Here is a 15484-nt window from a genome sequence, read left to right as displayed (position 1 = left end):
TACCTTAAGACCCTGAACGCTTGGATTGCTGATAGGCGAGCCCGCCCGCCATCGCACCGAAGCCAATGGCCCAGAACACGGCTGACTGGAGTTCGGTTTTCAGAATGTAGAAATTCAGAAAGAAGATGAAAACGGCGGCGACAACCGCGTGAAGCGCAATGTAGCGAAGCGTGGCACCGCTCATGACTTCTCTCCTTTCGGAGGATTCGCCGCTTCGCCGTTCAGCGACGTCAGGCCGGCCGCGGGCGCGGCATGCTGGCGATCGATCTGCGGACCGGGCTTCGGCGGATTGCCAGTCTCGAAGCCGTCGAGCACCCTGTTCAGACTCTCCGGCGTCAGATCCTCGTAGGTGTCCTTCCAGATCATCACCATCGGTGCGTTCACGCACGCGCCGAGGCACTCGACCTCTTCCCACGAGAAGTTGCCGTCAGCCGACACGTGGAACGGATCGTGATGGATGCGATGCTTGCAAACCTCGATCAGATCCTTCGCGCCGCGCAGCATACACGGCGTCGTGCCGCAAACCTGCACATGCGCCTTCTTGCCGACTGGCTCGAGCTGGAACATCGTGTAGAAGGTCGCGATTTCCAGCACGCGGATGTAGGGCATGTCGAGCAGGTCCGCGACCGCGCGGATCGCAACCTCCGAGACCCAGCCGTCATGCTGTTCCTGCACACGCCACAGGATCGGGATCACCGCCGAGGCCTGACGGCCGGGCGGATATTTCTCGATCTGGGCCTTCGCCCACGCCAGATTCTCCGCGCTGAACGCGAAGCTTGCGGGCTGCACTTCTTTCGGGGCCAAACGGCGGACGGCCATCGTTTAACTCTTTCGATCTTTCATTGCGCCAAGTCTCATTGCACCAAGTCTTACTGCGTTAAGCTTCACTGCGTCATGGCGCGGCGCGCGTTGCCTGAATTCATGCTGTAGATACGCTGCTCCCAGAACACGCTCGAGGTCGCGAACACGTTATAGCCGACGTGCGATGCGACCTTGATACGGTCGAGCGTGGACAACTGGGTCAGCGCTTCGAAGCGATCCGTCGCCGGATCGTGGATGATTGCCTTCATCGGCGTCTGTTCGAGAATGTAGCGCGACACGCTGTGGGTCGGATCGTTGCCGTGTTCCTCGCAGACCACGACCGAATCCGTCTCCAGAATCCGCTTGCCGCCCTTCATGGCGTCGATCTCGACGCCCTCGACGTCGAGCTTGATGATGTACTTGCCCTGCGCCGGGATCTTGCCGTCCTCGATCAGGTTGTCGAGCGCAAGCACCTTTACGTCCTCGCCGCCGGCTTCCGGGGCGCCAGCGATGCTGAACGCTTCATGCTTGGTGCCGGACAGACGCGCCGTGCCGCGCGCGGAGCCGATGGCGGCATTGACCGCCTCGAAGCGGTTGCCGTTGATCTTCGCGTTGTGGGCCAGCCGCGGGAAATTCCGCGACGACGGTTCCATCGCAATCGAAGGCCGCGAGCCGAAACGCTTGCTGGACACCATCACCGACCAGTAGCCGTAGTTGGCGCCGCAATCGATCAGCGTGTAATCGACGTCCCGCGAGTCCAGCAGGAACAGTTCGAGTTCGTCCTCGTACTTGAAGGTGCGGTTGAGCAGCTTGCTCCAGTAGCCGTCGCCGAAAGGAAACGAAAACGTCGCGTCCGGATTGAGCATGATATTGATGTCGCGCTCGGGCAGCAGTGTCTTGAGAAGATTGGCCGCGCCGTTGTAGCCGCGATGCGAGATATACGCCCCGACCTTCGATCCCGCGAGCAGCGCGAAGCCGATGGTGCGCTCCCAGGGCGTAGCCCCGCGCATGTCACCGGTCGTTCGGTCGAACTGGATCGGCGGCTGGGACATCAGCGGTCCACCTCGCCGAACACGATATCGAGGGAGCCGAGAATCGCCGACACGTCGGCGAGCAAATGGCCCTTGCAGATGAAGTCCATCGCCTGAAGATGCGCGAAACCCGGCGCACGGATCTTGCACTTGTACGGTTTGTTGGTGCCGTCGGCGACCAGGAACACGCCGAACTCGCCCTTCGGCGCCTCGACCGCGGCGTAGACTTCGCCGGCGGGGACGCGAACGCCTTCGGTGTAAAGCTTGAAGTGATGGATCAGTGCTTCCATCGAGCGCTTCATCTCGCCCCGGCGCGGCGGCGCGATCTTGTTGTCCTCGACAACAACCGGCCCCTGCCCCTCGGGCGCGCGCAGCTTCTCGATGCACTGCTTCATGATGCGCACCGACTGACGCATCTCTTCCATGCGGATGCAGTAACGGTCGTAGCAGTCGCCGTTCTTGCCGATGGGAATATCGAAATCCATCTCGGCGTAGCATTCGTAAGGCTGCGACTTGCGCAGATCCCACGCCGCGCCCGAACCGCGCACCATCACGCCGGAGAAGCCCCACTCCCAGGCCTGCTCAAGCGTCACCACGCCGATGTCGACGTTGCGCTGCTTGAAGATGCGGTTGTCGGTGAGCAGCGTTTCGAGATCGTCGCAGACCTTCAGGAACGGATCGCACCACGCATCGATGTCATTGATCAGCGCGGGCGGCAGGTCCTGATGCACGCCGCCGACACGGAAGAACGCCGCGTGCATGCGCGAGCCGGATGCGCGCTCGTAGAACACCATGAGCTTTTCGCGCTCTTCGAAGCCCCAGAGCGGCGGCGTCAGCGCGCCGACGTCCATCGCCTGCGTGGTGACGTTGAGCAGATGGGAGAGGATGCGGCCGATCTCGCAATAAAGCACGCGGATCAACTGGCCGCGGCGCGGCACGGTGATGCCGAGCAGCTTTTCCGCCGCGAGGCAGAACGCATGCTCCTGATTCATCGGCGCGACGTAGTCGAGCCGATCGAAATACGGGATCGCCTGCAGATAGGTCTTCTGTTCGATCAGCTTCTCGGTGCCGCGATGAAGCAGACCGATATGCGGATCGACGCGCTCGACGACTTCGCCGTCAAGCTCCAGCACCAGACGCAGCACACCGTGCGCGGCCGGATGCTGCGGCCCGAAGTTGATGGTGAAGTTGCGCATTCCAGGTGCTTCGGTGCGAGCTGCCTCGGTCATCAGCCACCTGCCTTCGGCGTTTCAGCCTTCTCATCACCCGGCAGCGGATAGTCCGCGCCTTCCCACGGCGAGAGAAAGTCGAATTTGCGGAACTCCTGATTGAGCCGCACCGGCTCGTACACCACGCGCTTCTCCGCGTCGTCGTAACGGACCTCGACAAAGCCCGTCAGCGGGAAGTCCTTGCGCAGCGGATGACCGTCGAAACCGTAGTCGGTCAGCAGGCGACGCATATCCGGATGTCCGGTGAAGATGACGCCGTAGAGATCGTAGGTCTCGCGCTCGAACCAGTCCGCGCCCGGAAACACCGAGATGATCGACGGCACCTGCGTGGTCTCGTTCGCCTCGCCGCGCAGGCGGATGCGCGCATTCAGGACCGGCGACATCAGGTGATAGATCACGTCGAAACGGTTCTCGCGGCCCGGATAATCCACCGCTGTCGCGTCGGTGAAGTTCACGAAGCGGAAGCGCGGATCGGTCTTCAGCACGCGGACGACATCGACGATCTTCGCAAGATCGACCGAGATCGAGAGCTGATTGAACGCAACCGAATGCCCGAGCGCCGCGCCGGGAAGCGCGGCCACAATGGTCTGGCCAAGAGCGTCTAGCTTCGCATCATCCATGTGCGATTACCGTTCAATCGTTCCGGTGCGCCGGATCTTCTTCTGCAACAGCAGCACGCCGTACAGCAGCGCCTCCGCGGTCGGCGGACAGCCCGGAACATAAATATCGACGGGCACGATGCGGTCGCAGCCGCGCACCACCGAATACGAATAGTGATAGTAGCCGCCGCCGTTGGCGCACGATCCCATCGAGATCACGTAACGCGGCTCCGGCATCTGGTCGTAGACCTTGCGCAGCGCCGGCGCCATTTTGTTCGTCAGCGTGCCGGCGACAATCATCACGTCGGACTGGCGCGGCGACGCACGCGGTGCAAAGCCGAAGCGCTCGACGTCATAGCGCGGCATCGACACCTGCATCATCTCGACCGCGCAGCACGCCAGGCCGAAGGTCATCCACATCAAGGAGCCGGTGCGCGCCCAGGTGATCAGGTCATCGGTCGCCGCAACGAAAAAGCCCTTGTCGGACAGCTCGCTGTTGATCTCGAGGAAATACTTGTCATCCGCGCCGACCGGCTGGCCGGTACGCGGATCGAGAATCCCCGTCGCCGCCTGCGAGACCGCGGGCTGCATGATCGAAGGCGCCGTGTTCGGGCTCAATCCCATTCCAGGGCTCCCTTCTTCCACTCATACGCAAAGCCGACAGTCAGCACGGCGAGGAACACCATCATCGACCAGAACCCGGCCAGGCCGAGCTTGCCGAACGCCACTGCCCACGGAAACAGGAAGGCGACTTCCAGATCGAAGATGATGAAAAGAATGGCGACCAGATAGAACCGCACATCGAATTTCATGCGCGCGTCATCGAATGCATTGAAGCCGCATTCATAGGCAGAAAGCTTTTCCGGATCGGGCTGCTGATAGGCCACGATGAACGGTGCGATCAGAAGCGCCAGACCGATCACGGTCGCGACCCCGATAAACACAACAAGTGGCAGGTAATTCTGCAGAATTCCGCCCATCGGCGACCCTCATGCTGCCCGATTTTGTCCCGCAGATTCGCGAAACATTGGAATGGTTCGAAAGGGATAGCGCAGCGCAACAGGGAGGGCAAGACAAGCTGTTTTGAGGCCTGAGCCGCTGTTATCGCCGATCGGAAACCCGCTTGCACCGGGACCTCCCGCCGTCAATAAGCTCCACCGATAGACCCATGTGCGGTGCTTATTGGCAGCGAAGCGAGACATGAGAAGCAAGGCTTGGAAACGACGCCGGGAACAACGGGATCTACGACCTTCGGCGTAGTCCCCCATCTCGGGCGCTGATTATGACAAGATGCGCGCGATTTCCTTGCCGCATGCAACCGTGTCGGCCTTGCCGCCGAGGTCCCGCGTCCGCAGCTTTTCATCCGCCAGAACGGTCTCGATTGCTGTCACAATCGCCTTGCCCGCTTCCGGCTCGCCGAGATGATCCAGCATCATCGCCGCCGACCATATCTGCCCGACGGGATTGGCGATCCCCTTCCCGGCGATGTCCGGCGCGGAGCCGTGAACCGGCTCGAACAGCGAGGGAAACTTGCGTTCCGGATTGAGACTGCCGGACGGCGCGATCCCGATGGTGCCGGTGCAGGCCGGACCGAGGTCGGACAGGATATCCCCGAACAGATTCGAGCCGACCACAACGTCGAACCAGTCGGGATGCAGGACGAAGTTCGCGGCCAGAATATCAATATGATACTTGTCCCACTTCACGCCCGGATAGGCCTTGGCCATCTCCTCCACGCGCTCGTCCCAATAGGGCATCGTGATCGAAATACCGTTCGACTTGGTGGCGGACGTCAGGTGCTTTTTCGGGCGGCTTTGCGCAAGCTCAAAGGCGAACTTCAAAATCCGGTCGACGCCGGTGCGCGACATGACGGTTTCCTGGATCACCACCTCACGGTCTGTGCCCGGAAACATCCGGCCGCCGATGGATGAATATTCGCCCTCGGTGTTCTCGCGCACGACGAAAAAGTCGATGTCCCCGGGCGCTCGACCCGCCAGCGGAGACTTCACGCCGGGCATCAGGCGCACCGGGCGCAGGTTCACGTACTGGTCGAATTCCCGCCGAAACTGGATCAGCGAGCCCCACAGCGAAATGTGGTCCGGCAGAATCGAGGGCATGCCCACCGCCCCGAAGAAGATCGCGTCGTGGCCGCCGATCTGGGCCTTCCAGTCGTCCGGCATCATCTTGCCGTGCTTCTGGTAGTAGTCGCAGGAGGCGAAGTCGAAGCTGTCGAGGGTCAGTTCGAAATTGAACTTCCTGGCCGCCGCTTCCAGCACCCGCAGCCCCTCGGGGACCACCTCCTTGCCGATGCCGTCGCCGGGAATCACGGCCAGTCTGTACTTCCTGTTGGTCCCGGTGGTCGCCATGCTGACGTTCCTCGCCTGATTATCGTGTTGATAAGCCATTCTTGGTGTCCGCGGCCGGACGCGCGCCTAGCAATACAGGAGAGCGCGCGAGCGCCAAAACGCACAATCGCAACTGGCGGGGATGCAGGCGGCGCGGTTCGCTCGACGGCTTCAATCCGCGCGAGCGGGTTGCGCGATCAAACGCTTAGGATCCAATAAGCCACTGATTAAATGATGAGATTTGAACCGTGGCGCGAGAGACGGGGCTCGAACCCGCGACCTCCGGCGTGACAGGCCGGCGCTCTAACCAACTGAGCTACTCCCGCGTAGACCGAAGCGATCTGCGCACAGGAGGTGGGACTTAAAGGTGGCGGGATGCCAAGTCAAGGTTGTTGCACTTCCCCTTGTGTGTCAGGCTCTTTTCCACCGTCGATTTAAATAAGGCGCTATTTACAGGCAAAACTCGTAGTCAGGACGCTCCCGAATCAATTAAGCCCTGATGTACCGTTAGTTTTGTGAAGCCTAGTATCCACGAGGAGGGCCAAATATGGCAAAGAAAGCAGCTACCCCAGCGACCGTTACCCTGAAGCACCTTGCCGCCGCTCTCGCCGAAGAGCACGAGTTGTCGAAGAAGACCGCTGAAACCATCCTCGGCGACCTGGTCACCAAGATCACCAAGCACCTCAAGAAGGGCGAGCGTATCCGCATCGTCGGCCTCGGCATTCTCCAGGTCCGCAAGCGCGCTGCCCGTATGGGCCGTAACCCGGCCACCGGCGAAGCAATCCACATCAAGGCGAGCAAGAAGGTCGCCTTCCGCGCTGCCAAGGAATTGAAGGAAGCCGTCTAAGACCGGCATCCAGACTTAAAGGCCCTGACGCCATTCCGGCTCCGCCGGGATGGCGTTTTCTTTTGAGGTGGCACTTTCACATCGGTGGGTTAAGTACACGCAGGATCCAAGCCTTGCGGATCGCTTGCCGTCACCCTGAGGTGCCGTAGCGAAGCGAAGGCCTCGAAGGGCGACGGCGTTGCCATCCTTCGAGGCTCGCCGGTGAAGCGGCTCGCACTCAGGATGACGGAGCAAATTTTGTCTATCCAATTCAGCCACACCGTTCTCGAACGCTTCCTGCGCTACGTGCGAATCGACACGCAGTCGGACGCTGCGTCCCCTACCTGCCCGTCCACCGGGAAGCAGAAGGACCTTGGCCGCCTGCTCGCGCAGGAATTGCGCGGCCTCGGGCTTGCCGACGCGCACATGGACGAACACGGCTACGTCTACGCGACGCTGCCCGCCAACACCGGCAAGACCGTACCGGTGATCTGCTTCTGCTCGCATATGGACACCTCGCCGGACTGCACCGGCAAGGACGTGAAGCCGCAGATCGTGCGCAACTACCAGGGCGGCGACATCGTCCTGCCCGCCGATTCCACACAGGTTATTCGCGCTGCGGACAATCCCGCGCTCAAAGACCAGATCGGCAGCGACATCGTCACCACCGACGGCACCACCCTCCTTGGCGCCGACAACAAGGCCGGCGTCGCCGAAATCATGGATGCCGTGCAGGTCCTGATCGCCAATCCACAGATAAAACACGGCGCGATCAAAATTCTTTTCACGCCGGACGAGGAAATCGGCCGCGGAGCGGACAAGGTCGATCTCAAGAAGCTGGGCGCGGCCTTCGGCTACACCATCGACGGCGAAAGCGCGGGCCATCTCGAGGACGAGACGTTCTCGGCGGACGGCGTCACCATCGCCATCCAGGGCGTCAGCATTCATCCCGGCTTCGCCAAGGGCAAGATGGAGCACGCGCTCAAGATCGCATCCCGCATCGTCGACAGGCTGCCGAAGGACCTTGCCCCGGAAACCACCGAAGGCCGTGAAGGCTTTCTGCATCCGGTCGGGCTTCAGGGCGGTCTGGACAGCGCCGTGCTGTCGCTGATCGTGCGCGATTTCACCGTGCCGGGCCTGAAGGAAAAGGAAGCCCTGCTGGAAGACATCGTGCGCGGCGTCATGAAGGACTTTCCGCACTCGTCCTATACCTTTGAGGTCAAGGAGCAGTACCGCAACATGAAAGAAGTTCTCGACCGCCATCCGCAAGTGGTCGAATACGCGCTGGAAGCGATCGGCCGCGCCGGACTTCAGCCGGTCCTGAGCAGCATCCGCGGCGGCACCGATGGCTCGCGGCTGTCATTCATGGGACTGCCTTGCCCGAACATCTTCGCCGGCGAACATGCCTTCCACTCGCGACTCGAATGGGTCAGCGTTCAGGATATGGAAGCAGCGGTGCGCACCATCGTGCATCTCGCAGCGATATGGGAAGAAAAAGCATGATCCGGATTTTGAACCGCCTTGGCGCATTGCTGGTGCTTGCCCTGCTCGTGCCGCTGGGCGTCCAGGCGCAGGAGCCGCGCTTCGACATCACGGTCACGGCCGATGCCACCAAGGTCAACGGCAGCCCGTGGGACGGCGTGCCACGGCTCGGCAATTCGAAGCTCAACCTCAACGCCGCGCCGGACATCGCGGTATGCCTCGTGCGCGCGAACGCGAAACCGGAATGTCTGTGGAAGCCACAGGGACGCCGCCTGCTCTCGATGTGCCAGAACGCTTGGACCTGCAAGTTCGACAATGCCGCGCTCGCGCCGCTGCCGATCGGACTGGTGTTTGTCGATATCGACGCGCGCAATCACGACATCATCGATGTGGCTATCCTGACCGACAATAACGACGCCAAGGCGAACGAGGACATCGCCGATTCCCTGCGCACCGCGATGAGTGTGCTGACGCCGAACCGCTCCGAGGACACCAGGGAACGCCTCGTTCGCGGCGCGAAGCTGCTTTCGATCGCCGATTGCGCCAGCGGAAAGCCATGCCGGCTGACGCAGTCGCAGTTCACGCTGACCAGGAAGTAGCCGGATGGTATCGCGGTTAGAGCATCTCGTTTACACCGAGAGGGCCGGGAGTTCTCGCCCCCTCTCCCGGCGGGGAGAGGTGGAGCTTAAATACTCTACCCCCGCATCCGCAACTGAAGCATCGGCAGCACCTCGTAGCGTGCGCCGATGTTCGCCTTGACCATCGGGTCTTCGGCAACGATGGCGCGGACATCGTCGGCGCTCTCGTCGTCGGCCATCTCGAACAGCGACATGCCCCAGCCGCCCGCCGGATCGGCCACCGGCCCGTGCGCGACAACGCCGCCCTGCTCCAGCAATGCCTGCAAGAACTCGCCGTGCGCCTTCATCAGCAGCTTCTGCTCCGGCGTCATGGTCTTGAGGAAGTCCGGGCCCGGCGGAACGAAGCGGCACAGGAAATACTTCATCGGACACTCCGGGCGGACAGCAGTGAGAGGAGATCTTCGCGATGCTTAGGCAAGCAAGATGGCAGCGCCGTGACAGCGCCGCCGCAGGGATGGTAGGCGGCGAGAGATTCGAACTCCCGACCCTCTCGGTGTAAACGAGATGCTCTAACCAGCTGAGCTAGCCGCCCGTCCAGCCCTGTATGTGCCCTGCCGCAGCGGCGGGTGCAAGCCATTCGCGTGATTAAGCTGATCTTTGGCCGCTCTATGGTGTCACAAAAGAAAACGGCGCCCCGAAGGGCGCCGTTTCCGTATCATGAGCTTCTCTGTTCAGTGCGCGGTCAGGCCGCCGGCAGCTTCGTCCGCTCCGTCAGGCTTCGCCAGCGCCTTGACATCTTCTTCCCAGACGATCGGGGTCGGAACCCGTACCAGCGCCTTCGCCAGCACTTCGTCCATCCGCGCGACCGGGATGATCTCCATGCCGCCCTTGATGGCGTCGGAAATCTCCGTGAGGTCCTTGGCGTTGTCCTCCGGAATGAAGACCGTCTTGATGCCGCCACGCGCGGCCGCAAGCAGCTTCTCCTTCAGACCGCCGATCGGCAGCACCCGTCCCCGCAACGTGATCTCGCCCGTCATGGCGACATCGTGCCGGATCGGAATGCCGGTCAGCACCGAGACGATCGACGTCGTCATCGCGACACCCGCAGACGGACCATCCTTCGGCGTCGCGCCTTCCGGCACATGCACGTGGATGTCACGACGCTCGAACAGCGGTGGCTCGATGCCGTAGTTGATCGCGCGCGAGCGGACGTAGGACGCAGCAGCCGAAATCGACTCCTTCATTACGTCGCGCAGGTTGCCCGTCACCGTCATGCGGCCCTTGCCGGGCATCATGACGCTTTCGATGGTCAGCAGCTCGCCGCCCACCTCGGTCCACGCCAGACCGGTCACGACGCCGACCTGGTCCTCGCTGTCGATCTCGCCGTAGCGATACTTCGGCACGCCGAGGAACTCCTCGACCACCGCCGGCGTCACCTTCACCGACTTCTTCTTCGAGATCATGAGTTCCTTCACACCCTTTCGGGTGAGTGTCGAAATCTCACGCTCGAGGTTACGCACGCCCGCTTCGCGGGTGTAGCGGCGGATCAGGAACAGCAGCGCTTCGTCGTCGATCGACCATTCCTTCGAGTTCAGGCCGTGCTTGGCGATCGCGGCCGGAATGAGATGCTTGCGGGCGATCTCGACCTTCTCGTTCTCGGTGTAGCCGGCGATGCGGATGATCTCCATGCGGTCCATCAGCGGTCCGGGAATATTGAGCGTATTCGCGGTCGTGATGAACATCACGTTGGAGAGATCGTAGTCCACCTCGAGATAGTGATCGTTGAACGTGCCGTTCTGCTCGGGGTCGAGAACCTCAAGCAGAGCCGACGACGGATCGCCGCGGAAATCGGCGCCCATCTTGTCGATCTCGTCCAGCAGGAACAGCGGGTTCGAGGTCTTCGCCTTGCGCATCGACTGGATGATCTTGCCGGGCATCGAGCCGATATAGGTGCGGCGGTGTCCGCGGATTTCCGCTTCGTCCCGCACGCCGCCCAGCGACACGCGCACGAACTCACGTCCGGTCGCCTTCGCGATCGACTTGCCAAGCGAGGTCTTGCCGACGCCCGGAGGGCCGACGAGGCACAGGATCGGTCCGGTCAGCTTGTTGGCGCGGGACTGCACGGCGAGATACTCGACGATGCGATCCTTGACCTTCTCAAGCCCGTAGTGATCGCTGTCGAGCACTTCCTGCGCGGCAACGAGGTCCTTCTTGACCTTGGACTTCTTGCCCCATGGAATCGACAGCAGCCAGTCGAGATAGTTGCGCACGACCGTGGCTTCGGCGGACATCGGAGACATCTGCCGCAGCTTCTTCAGTTCATGCGCCGCCTTCTCGCGAGCTTCTTTCGAGAGCTTGGTCTTGTTGATCTTCTCTTCCAGATCGGCGAGCTCGTCGCGGCCTTCGTCGTCGCCGAGCTCCTTCTGGATCGCCTTCATCTGCTCGTTGAGATAATACTCGCGCTGGGTCTTCTCCATCTGGCGCTTGACGCGCGAGCGGATCTTCTTCTCGACCTGCAACACCGAGATCTCGCTCTCCATCAGGCCCATCACCTTCTCAAGGCGCTGGGAGACGGACAGCGTTTCCAGGATGGTCTGGCGATCGGAAATCTTGACGGCGAGGTGCGACGCCACGGTGTCCGCGAGCTTCGCGAAATCCGTGATCTGCTGAACGACGCCCACCACCTCGGCGGAAATCTTCTTGTTCAGCTTCACATAGCTCTCGAAGTCGGACACGACCGAGCGCGACAACGCTTCCGCCTCAACGCTCTTGGCGTCGAGGTCGGCGAGTGCCACGGCTTCGGCCTCATAGAAATCGGAGCGATCGGAATACTTGCCGGCCTTGGCGCGCTCCAGGCCCTCGACCAGCACTTTCACGGTGCCGTCAGGCAGTTTCAGGAGCTGCAACACGCTGGCGAGCGTGCCGATCTCATAAATGGAATCGGGAGCCGGATCGTCATCGGACGCGTTCTTCTGCGTCGCAAGGAAGATCAGCGCATCGTTCTTCATCACCTCTTCGAGCGCCTTGATCGATTTCTCGCGGCCGACGAACAGCGGCACGATCATGTGCGGGAAGACGACGATGTCGCGAAGCGGCAGCACCGGATAGGAGTGGCTTTCGCCGTGAACGATGACTGGACGAGGCTTTGAGGCAGTTGTCATGCCCATATTCCTTTTGTTGCGCCCCCTTGCACGCAATCCGCCGTTCTGACGCGACTGCCACAAGGTGCCTTGTGTACCGGACAAAGAAGGAGCTCTTTTGAGCCAGCGGCCGTTGTGCGGCCTCTCCCTGCCCGGGTCGAAACTGCGAATCTAGGAAGGTCTTCGTTCCGCAGCACACCATTAGGTGGCTATCGTGTGTGGGGGTGTCAAGAGAGCGAAAACCCCTGTGAATATAGGCTTATTCTAAAGTCGCGGCCGAAAGCCAAAGGGCCGCGGAACAAGGTTCCACGGCCCTTTCGGGATTACTCTCGATGTTTCCTGCCAGCCCGCTCAGGCGCTCGCGCTGGTCTCCGCCGCCCGATCGGACCGGTCAGCATAAATATACAGCGGACGTGCCGTCGCCTCGACCACTTCGCGCGAGATGACGACTTCCTCGACGCCTTCAAGGCCCGGAAGGTCGAACATGGTCTCGAGCAGGATGCTTTCGAGGATCGACCGCAACCCGCGGGCGCCGGTCTTGCGCTCGATGGCCTTGCGGGCTACCGCGCCAAGCGCCTCGTCGGCGAAGGTCAGCTCGATATTCTCCATTTCGAACAGCCGCTGGTACTGCTTCACCAGAGCGTTCTTCGGATCGGTCAGGATCTTCTTGAGCGAAGCCTCATCCAGGTCCTCGAGCGTCGCCACCACCGGCAGACGTCCGACGAATTCCGGGATCAGGCCGTACTTCAGCAGATCTTCCGGCTCGACCTCGCGGAAGATTTCGCCGGTGCGGCGATCTTCCGGCGCCAGAACCTGCGCGGCGAAGCCGATCGAGGTGGTCCGGCCGCGCGAGGAGATGATCTTCTCCAGGCCCGAGAAAGCGCCACCGCAGATGAACAGGATGTTGGTCGTGTCCACTTGCAGGAACTCCTGCTGCGGATGCTTACGGCCACCCTGCGGCGGCACGGAAGCCACGGTGCCTTCCATGATCTTCAGCAACGCCTGCTGCACGCCCTCGCCCGACACGTCGCGGGTGATCGACGGGTTGTCCGATTTACGCGAAATCTTGTCGATTTCGTCGATGTAGACGATGCCGCGCTGCGCCCGCTCGACATTGTAGTCGGCAGCCTGCAACAGCTTCAGAATGATGTTCTCGACGTCCTCACCGACATAACCGGCTTCGGTCAGCGTCGTCGCGTCGGCCATCGTGAACGGCACGTCGAGGATGCGGGCGAGCGTCTGCGCGAGCAGCGTCTTGCCCGAACCCGTTGGTCCGATCAGCAGGATGTTCGACTTCGCCAGCTCAACATCGTTGTGCTTGGTCTGATGGTTCAGACGCTTGTAGTGATTGTGGACCGCGACCGAGAGCACCTTCTTGGCGTGCTGCTGACCGATCACGTAGTCGTCCAGAACCTTGCAGATTTCCTTTGGCGTCGGAATGCCGTCGCGCGACTTCACCAGCGACGACTTGTTCTCTTCGCGGATGATGTCCATGCACAATTCGACGCATTCATCGCAGATGAATACGGTCGGGCCCGCAATGAGTTTGCGGACTTCGTGCTGGCTCTTCCCGCAGAACGAGCAATAGAGAGTGTTCTTTGAATCGCTCGTACCGACCTTGCTCATTCCTATCTCCGTCCGCCGCTCGATCTCATTTTAGGGGCTCGCCCCATCCCGGCACACACCGAGATGATGTGTAGATAGGAGCAAAAACCGTACCAAAAAAGACCCGTCACCTCAGTTACCGTGCGAATCAAGCTTCAATCGAATCCTGATCCACGGTCCCTAGCCAATCATGGTGCCATCCGACTATCAAGAATTCGCTAACCGCCCAACTACTCAACTCCGTGATCTTGGCGCAATTTTGCGCGTTTTCAGGAGCTTGGCCTGTCGAATTCATTGCAGCGTTGCGGGAATGACACGGGCTTTTGCCCGATGGAACTCCGCTAGGCAATCGCTGGTTGGCTGTCGATTGGCTGTTATGTCCCCAGGATTCCCTTGAGGCCCGCATATATCGACCCGGCCGCTGTGGACAAGATACCAAGCAGCGGACCAGCCGTGCGCATCAATTCCTGAATAATCCGCGCCCGGCGCCGAAGCTGATCCTCTCCGACATACGGACCCAGCAGACGCGCCGCGCGATAGGCCGCGGCATTCGGCCGGTCTCCCTGAGACAGAGAACTGGCCAGAAGCTGAAGCATCAGAATGGCCAGGATGTTTCCGGTCACGAAAGCGAGTGCGATGCTCGCCGAGTATTCCAGCACCTCGCGCCACTCCACCCACGATCCCGGGAGGATGGGAACATGATCGTTCAGGCCCGTCACGGTCAGCATGCAGAACACGCTGAGCAGCGCCGTCAGGCCCCCTATGAGGACGGCACCGCGATATCCGACTTTCTGGATCGCGTAGATGGCAAAACCGAACGGCAGCGGAATGATCACCGAGGCGATGCGCAGATACAGCGGTGATGCGTTCAGCACGATGGTCACGATGATATGCGCCGCGACCAGCAGGATCGCCGGAACCAGGATGTAGCCGATACTGTGAGTGGCGAACGATCTGACCGGATGGCTCCGCCGGTAGAGCCGCGCGCTGACGTTGTCGAACTCACGCCTTATCTTCTCGATATCCGCGACGATGCTATCGATCTCGCGAAGCACCGGGAGCACCACCCGCAGATCGCGGGAGCAGTGCTTGCAGACCAGCGCTTCGTCTTTGACCTTCTCGGCGCAGAAAGGGCACTCCATCAGCTTCGCCGCAGTGAGATGCGCTGGCGGCGCCGGAGCGCCTCAAGCTCGGCCTTCGCCTGTGCGAGTTCTTCGCCGGCCAGAGCGCGCTTGCGGATGAGATCATCACGTTCGGCGATCAGCGTGTCCGGAATCGCGATGTCGCGCGAACACGAACTGCACACCAGCGCCTCCGCGGCGGTGGGCTGTGCGCAAAAGGGGCAATGCGCCGGCATGCGGCTCAGGGCGCGACTTTGAGGGTGAAGCTCGTGCTCGCGGCGCGGCCGTCCGAATCCTTCACATCCACGCGAATGACGTGATCGCCGGCGGGCAATTCAGCGTCGGGCATATCGATCCCGTCCGGTTTCACGAATGGCTTCAGCCGCGGCGTCAGATCGACCGACGGGCTCTTGATGTAGGTCACTTTCAACGAATCCGTGTCGATCCTGGCCCCGCCGAACGATTCGAACTTCAATTGCAGGCGCATCGGCGATTTCGATGCATCGGCGGCCCCGACATACGCGACCTTGGGTCCGCGCGTGATGCCGCGGGTGGCAACCGCGACCGCGCCCTTCGGTGGGGGAAGCTTCGCCTCATCGGCTGAAATCAGGACAGTGCCGGCGCCCGCCGGAGCCGCAACCGTCAGGACAATACCTGTCGCCAAAACCACGGCCTGCAACAACGATCGACGCATCCTCAAATCTCCTTCCGCGCAATGGTCCGTTCT

At 61.5% G+C, this 15484-nt stretch carries 17 protein-coding genes and 2 tRNA genes; 3 read left to right on the top strand and 16 right to left on the bottom strand.

Annotation, left to right across the window (positions count from 1 at the left end):
• Positions 1-4 precede the first annotated feature (4 nt).
• The 9 genes from AC1Q6J_RS10890 to AC1Q6J_RS10850 form a co-directional block, all read right to left on the bottom strand.
• A complete protein-coding gene (locus AC1Q6J_RS10890; RefSeq protein ID WP_492279337.1) occupies positions 5-184 on the bottom strand; it encodes a hypothetical protein in 180 nt (59 codons plus the stop codon).
• On the bottom strand, positions 181-819 hold the full coding sequence (gene nuoE, locus AC1Q6J_RS10885) for an NADH-quinone oxidoreductase subunit NuoE (protein WP_492279336.1): 639 nt from the start codon (positions 817-819) through the stop codon (positions 181-183). The genes AC1Q6J_RS10890 and nuoE overlap by 4 nt, the downstream gene beginning before the upstream one ends.
• A 65-nt stretch (positions 820-884) precedes the next feature.
• A complete protein-coding gene (locus AC1Q6J_RS10880) occupies positions 885-1853 on the bottom strand; it encodes an FkbM family methyltransferase (RefSeq protein ID WP_492279335.1) in 969 nt (322 codons plus the stop codon).
• A complete protein-coding gene (locus AC1Q6J_RS10875) occupies positions 1853-3061 on the bottom strand; it encodes an NADH-quinone oxidoreductase subunit D (protein WP_492279334.1) in 1209 nt (402 codons plus the stop codon). Before AC1Q6J_RS10875 ends, AC1Q6J_RS10880 begins: the two co-directional genes overlap by 1 nt.
• Entirely contained in the window at positions 3061-3681 is a 621-nt protein-coding gene (locus AC1Q6J_RS10870) for an NADH-quinone oxidoreductase subunit C (RefSeq protein ID WP_492279333.1), read from the bottom strand. Before AC1Q6J_RS10870 ends, AC1Q6J_RS10875 begins: the two co-directional genes overlap by 1 nt.
• Before the next feature lie 6 nt (positions 3682-3687).
• Positions 3688-4284: a NuoB/complex I 20 kDa subunit family protein gene (locus tag AC1Q6J_RS10865; protein WP_024575288.1), complete on the bottom strand. Its 597-nt coding sequence runs from the start codon at positions 4282-4284 to the stop codon at positions 3688-3690.
• Entirely contained in the window at positions 4275-4640 is a 366-nt protein-coding gene (locus tag AC1Q6J_RS10860) for an NADH-quinone oxidoreductase subunit A (RefSeq protein WP_024575287.1), read from the bottom strand. The genes AC1Q6J_RS10865 and AC1Q6J_RS10860 overlap by 10 nt, the downstream gene beginning before the upstream one ends.
• Positions 4641-4940: 300 nt before the next feature.
• Complete coding sequence (locus AC1Q6J_RS10855) at positions 4941-6026, bottom strand: tartrate dehydrogenase (RefSeq protein WP_492279440.1); 1086 nt, start codon at positions 6024-6026, stop codon at positions 4941-4943.
• Between the two features lie 228 nt (positions 6027-6254).
• A tRNA-Asp gene (locus tag AC1Q6J_RS10850) sits at positions 6255-6331 on the bottom strand.
• A 221-nt stretch (positions 6332-6552) separates the two neighbouring features.
• Between AC1Q6J_RS10850 and AC1Q6J_RS10845 the strand changes: the two genes are divergently transcribed.
• The 3 genes from AC1Q6J_RS10845 (at position 6553) to AC1Q6J_RS10835 (ending at position 8912) form a co-directional block, all read left to right on the top strand.
• On the top strand, positions 6553-6852 hold the full coding sequence (locus AC1Q6J_RS10845; RefSeq protein WP_006020773.1) for an HU family DNA-binding protein: 300 nt from the start codon (positions 6553-6555) through the stop codon (positions 6850-6852).
• A 222-nt stretch (positions 6853-7074) separates the two neighbouring features.
• A complete protein-coding gene (gene pepT / locus AC1Q6J_RS10840) occupies positions 7075-8334 on the top strand; it encodes a peptidase T (protein WP_492279332.1) in 1260 nt (419 codons plus the stop codon).
• Entirely contained in the window at positions 8331-8912 is a 582-nt protein-coding gene (locus AC1Q6J_RS10835; RefSeq protein ID WP_492279331.1) for a hypothetical protein, read from the top strand. The genes pepT and AC1Q6J_RS10835 overlap by 4 nt, the downstream gene beginning before the upstream one ends.
• A gap of 95 nt (positions 8913-9007) precedes the next feature.
• Here the strand turns inward: AC1Q6J_RS10835 and AC1Q6J_RS10830 are convergent, their stop codons facing one another.
• The 7 genes from AC1Q6J_RS10830 to AC1Q6J_RS10800 form a co-directional block, all read right to left on the bottom strand.
• Positions 9008-9316 carry a YciI family protein gene (locus tag AC1Q6J_RS10830; RefSeq protein WP_492279330.1) on the bottom strand — a complete coding sequence of 103 codons (309 nt, stop codon included), beginning with the start codon at positions 9314-9316 and terminating at the stop codon, positions 9008-9010.
• Between the two features lie 90 nt (positions 9317-9406).
• Positions 9407-9483, bottom strand: a tRNA-Val gene (locus AC1Q6J_RS10825).
• A 139-nt stretch (positions 9484-9622) separates the two neighbouring features.
• The gene (lon, locus tag AC1Q6J_RS10820) at positions 9623-12052 is read right to left on the bottom strand and encodes an endopeptidase La (protein WP_492279329.1); all 2430 of its coding nucleotides are present in this window, start codon (positions 12050-12052) and stop codon (positions 9623-9625) included.
• Between the two features lie 330 nt (positions 12053-12382).
• Complete coding sequence (gene clpX, locus AC1Q6J_RS10815; protein ID WP_019196881.1) at positions 12383-13657, bottom strand: ATP-dependent Clp protease ATP-binding subunit ClpX; 1275 nt, start codon at positions 13655-13657, stop codon at positions 12383-12385.
• A 353-nt stretch (positions 13658-14010) separates the two neighbouring features.
• Positions 14011-14778: a hypothetical protein gene (locus AC1Q6J_RS10810; RefSeq protein WP_492279328.1), complete on the bottom strand. Its 768-nt coding sequence runs from the start codon at positions 14776-14778 to the stop codon at positions 14011-14013.
• Positions 14778-14942 carry a hypothetical protein gene (locus tag AC1Q6J_RS10805; protein ID WP_492279327.1) on the bottom strand — a complete coding sequence of 55 codons (165 nt, stop codon included), beginning with the start codon at positions 14940-14942 and terminating at the stop codon, positions 14778-14780. The genes AC1Q6J_RS10810 and AC1Q6J_RS10805 overlap by 1 nt, the downstream gene beginning before the upstream one ends.
• 56 nt (positions 14943-14998) lie before the next feature.
• The gene (locus tag AC1Q6J_RS10800; protein WP_492279326.1) at positions 14999-15451 is read right to left on the bottom strand and encodes a hypothetical protein; all 453 of its coding nucleotides are present in this window, start codon (positions 15449-15451) and stop codon (positions 14999-15001) included.
• Between the last annotated feature and the right edge of the window lie 33 nt (positions 15452-15484).

Source organism: Afipia sp. MLSD5-FHT05B12 (assembly GCF_058793355.1).
This window is presented reverse-complemented; position numbering and strand designations above follow the sequence as displayed.

Coding starts and splice junctions, on each gene's coding strand:
- AC1Q6J_RS10810 (WP_492279328.1), bottom strand. CDS start 14,778: ATGGAGTGCCCTTTCTGCGCCGAGAAGGTCAAAGACGAAGCGCTGGTC.
- pepT (WP_492279332.1), top strand. CDS start 7,075: ATGACGGAGCAAATTTTGTCTATCCAATTCAGCCACACCGTTCTCGAA.
- AC1Q6J_RS10860 (WP_024575287.1), bottom strand. CDS start 4,640: ATGGGCGGAATTCTGCAGAATTACCTGCCACTTGTTGTGTTTATCGGG.
- nuoE (WP_492279336.1), bottom strand. CDS start 819: ATGGCCGTCCGCCGTTTGGCCCCGAAAGAAGTGCAGCCCGCAAGCTTC.
- AC1Q6J_RS10870 (WP_492279333.1), bottom strand. CDS start 3,681: ATGGATGATGCGAAGCTAGACGCTCTTGGCCAGACCATTGTGGCCGCG.
- AC1Q6J_RS10835 (WP_492279331.1), top strand. CDS start 8,331: ATGATCCGGATTTTGAACCGCCTTGGCGCATTGCTGGTGCTTGCCCTG.
- AC1Q6J_RS10890 (WP_492279337.1), bottom strand. CDS start 184: ATGAGCGGTGCCACGCTTCGCTACATTGCGCTTCACGCGGTTGTCGCC.
- AC1Q6J_RS10875 (WP_492279334.1), bottom strand. CDS start 3,061: ATGACCGAGGCAGCTCGCACCGAAGCACCTGGAATGCGCAACTTCACC.
- AC1Q6J_RS10845 (WP_006020773.1), top strand. CDS start 6,553: ATGGCAAAGAAAGCAGCTACCCCAGCGACCGTTACCCTGAAGCACCTT.
- AC1Q6J_RS10800 (WP_492279326.1), bottom strand. CDS start 15,451: ATGCGTCGATCGTTGTTGCAGGCCGTGGTTTTGGCGACAGGTATTGTC.
- lon (WP_492279329.1), bottom strand. CDS start 12,052: ATGACAACTGCCTCAAAGCCTCGTCCAGTCATCGTTCACGGCGAAAGC.
- AC1Q6J_RS10830 (WP_492279330.1), bottom strand. CDS start 9,316: ATGAAGTATTTCCTGTGCCGCTTCGTTCCGCCGGGCCCGGACTTCCTC.
- AC1Q6J_RS10865 (WP_024575288.1), bottom strand. CDS start 4,284: ATGGGATTGAGCCCGAACACGGCGCCTTCGATCATGCAGCCCGCGGTC.
- clpX (WP_019196881.1), bottom strand. CDS start 13,657: ATGAGCAAGGTCGGTACGAGCGATTCAAAGAACACTCTCTATTGCTCG.
- AC1Q6J_RS10880 (WP_492279335.1), bottom strand. CDS start 1,853: ATGTCCCAGCCGCCGATCCAGTTCGACCGAACGACCGGTGACATGCGC.
- AC1Q6J_RS10855 (WP_492279440.1), bottom strand. CDS start 6,026: ATGGCGACCACCGGGACCAACAGGAAGTACAGACTGGCCGTGATTCCC.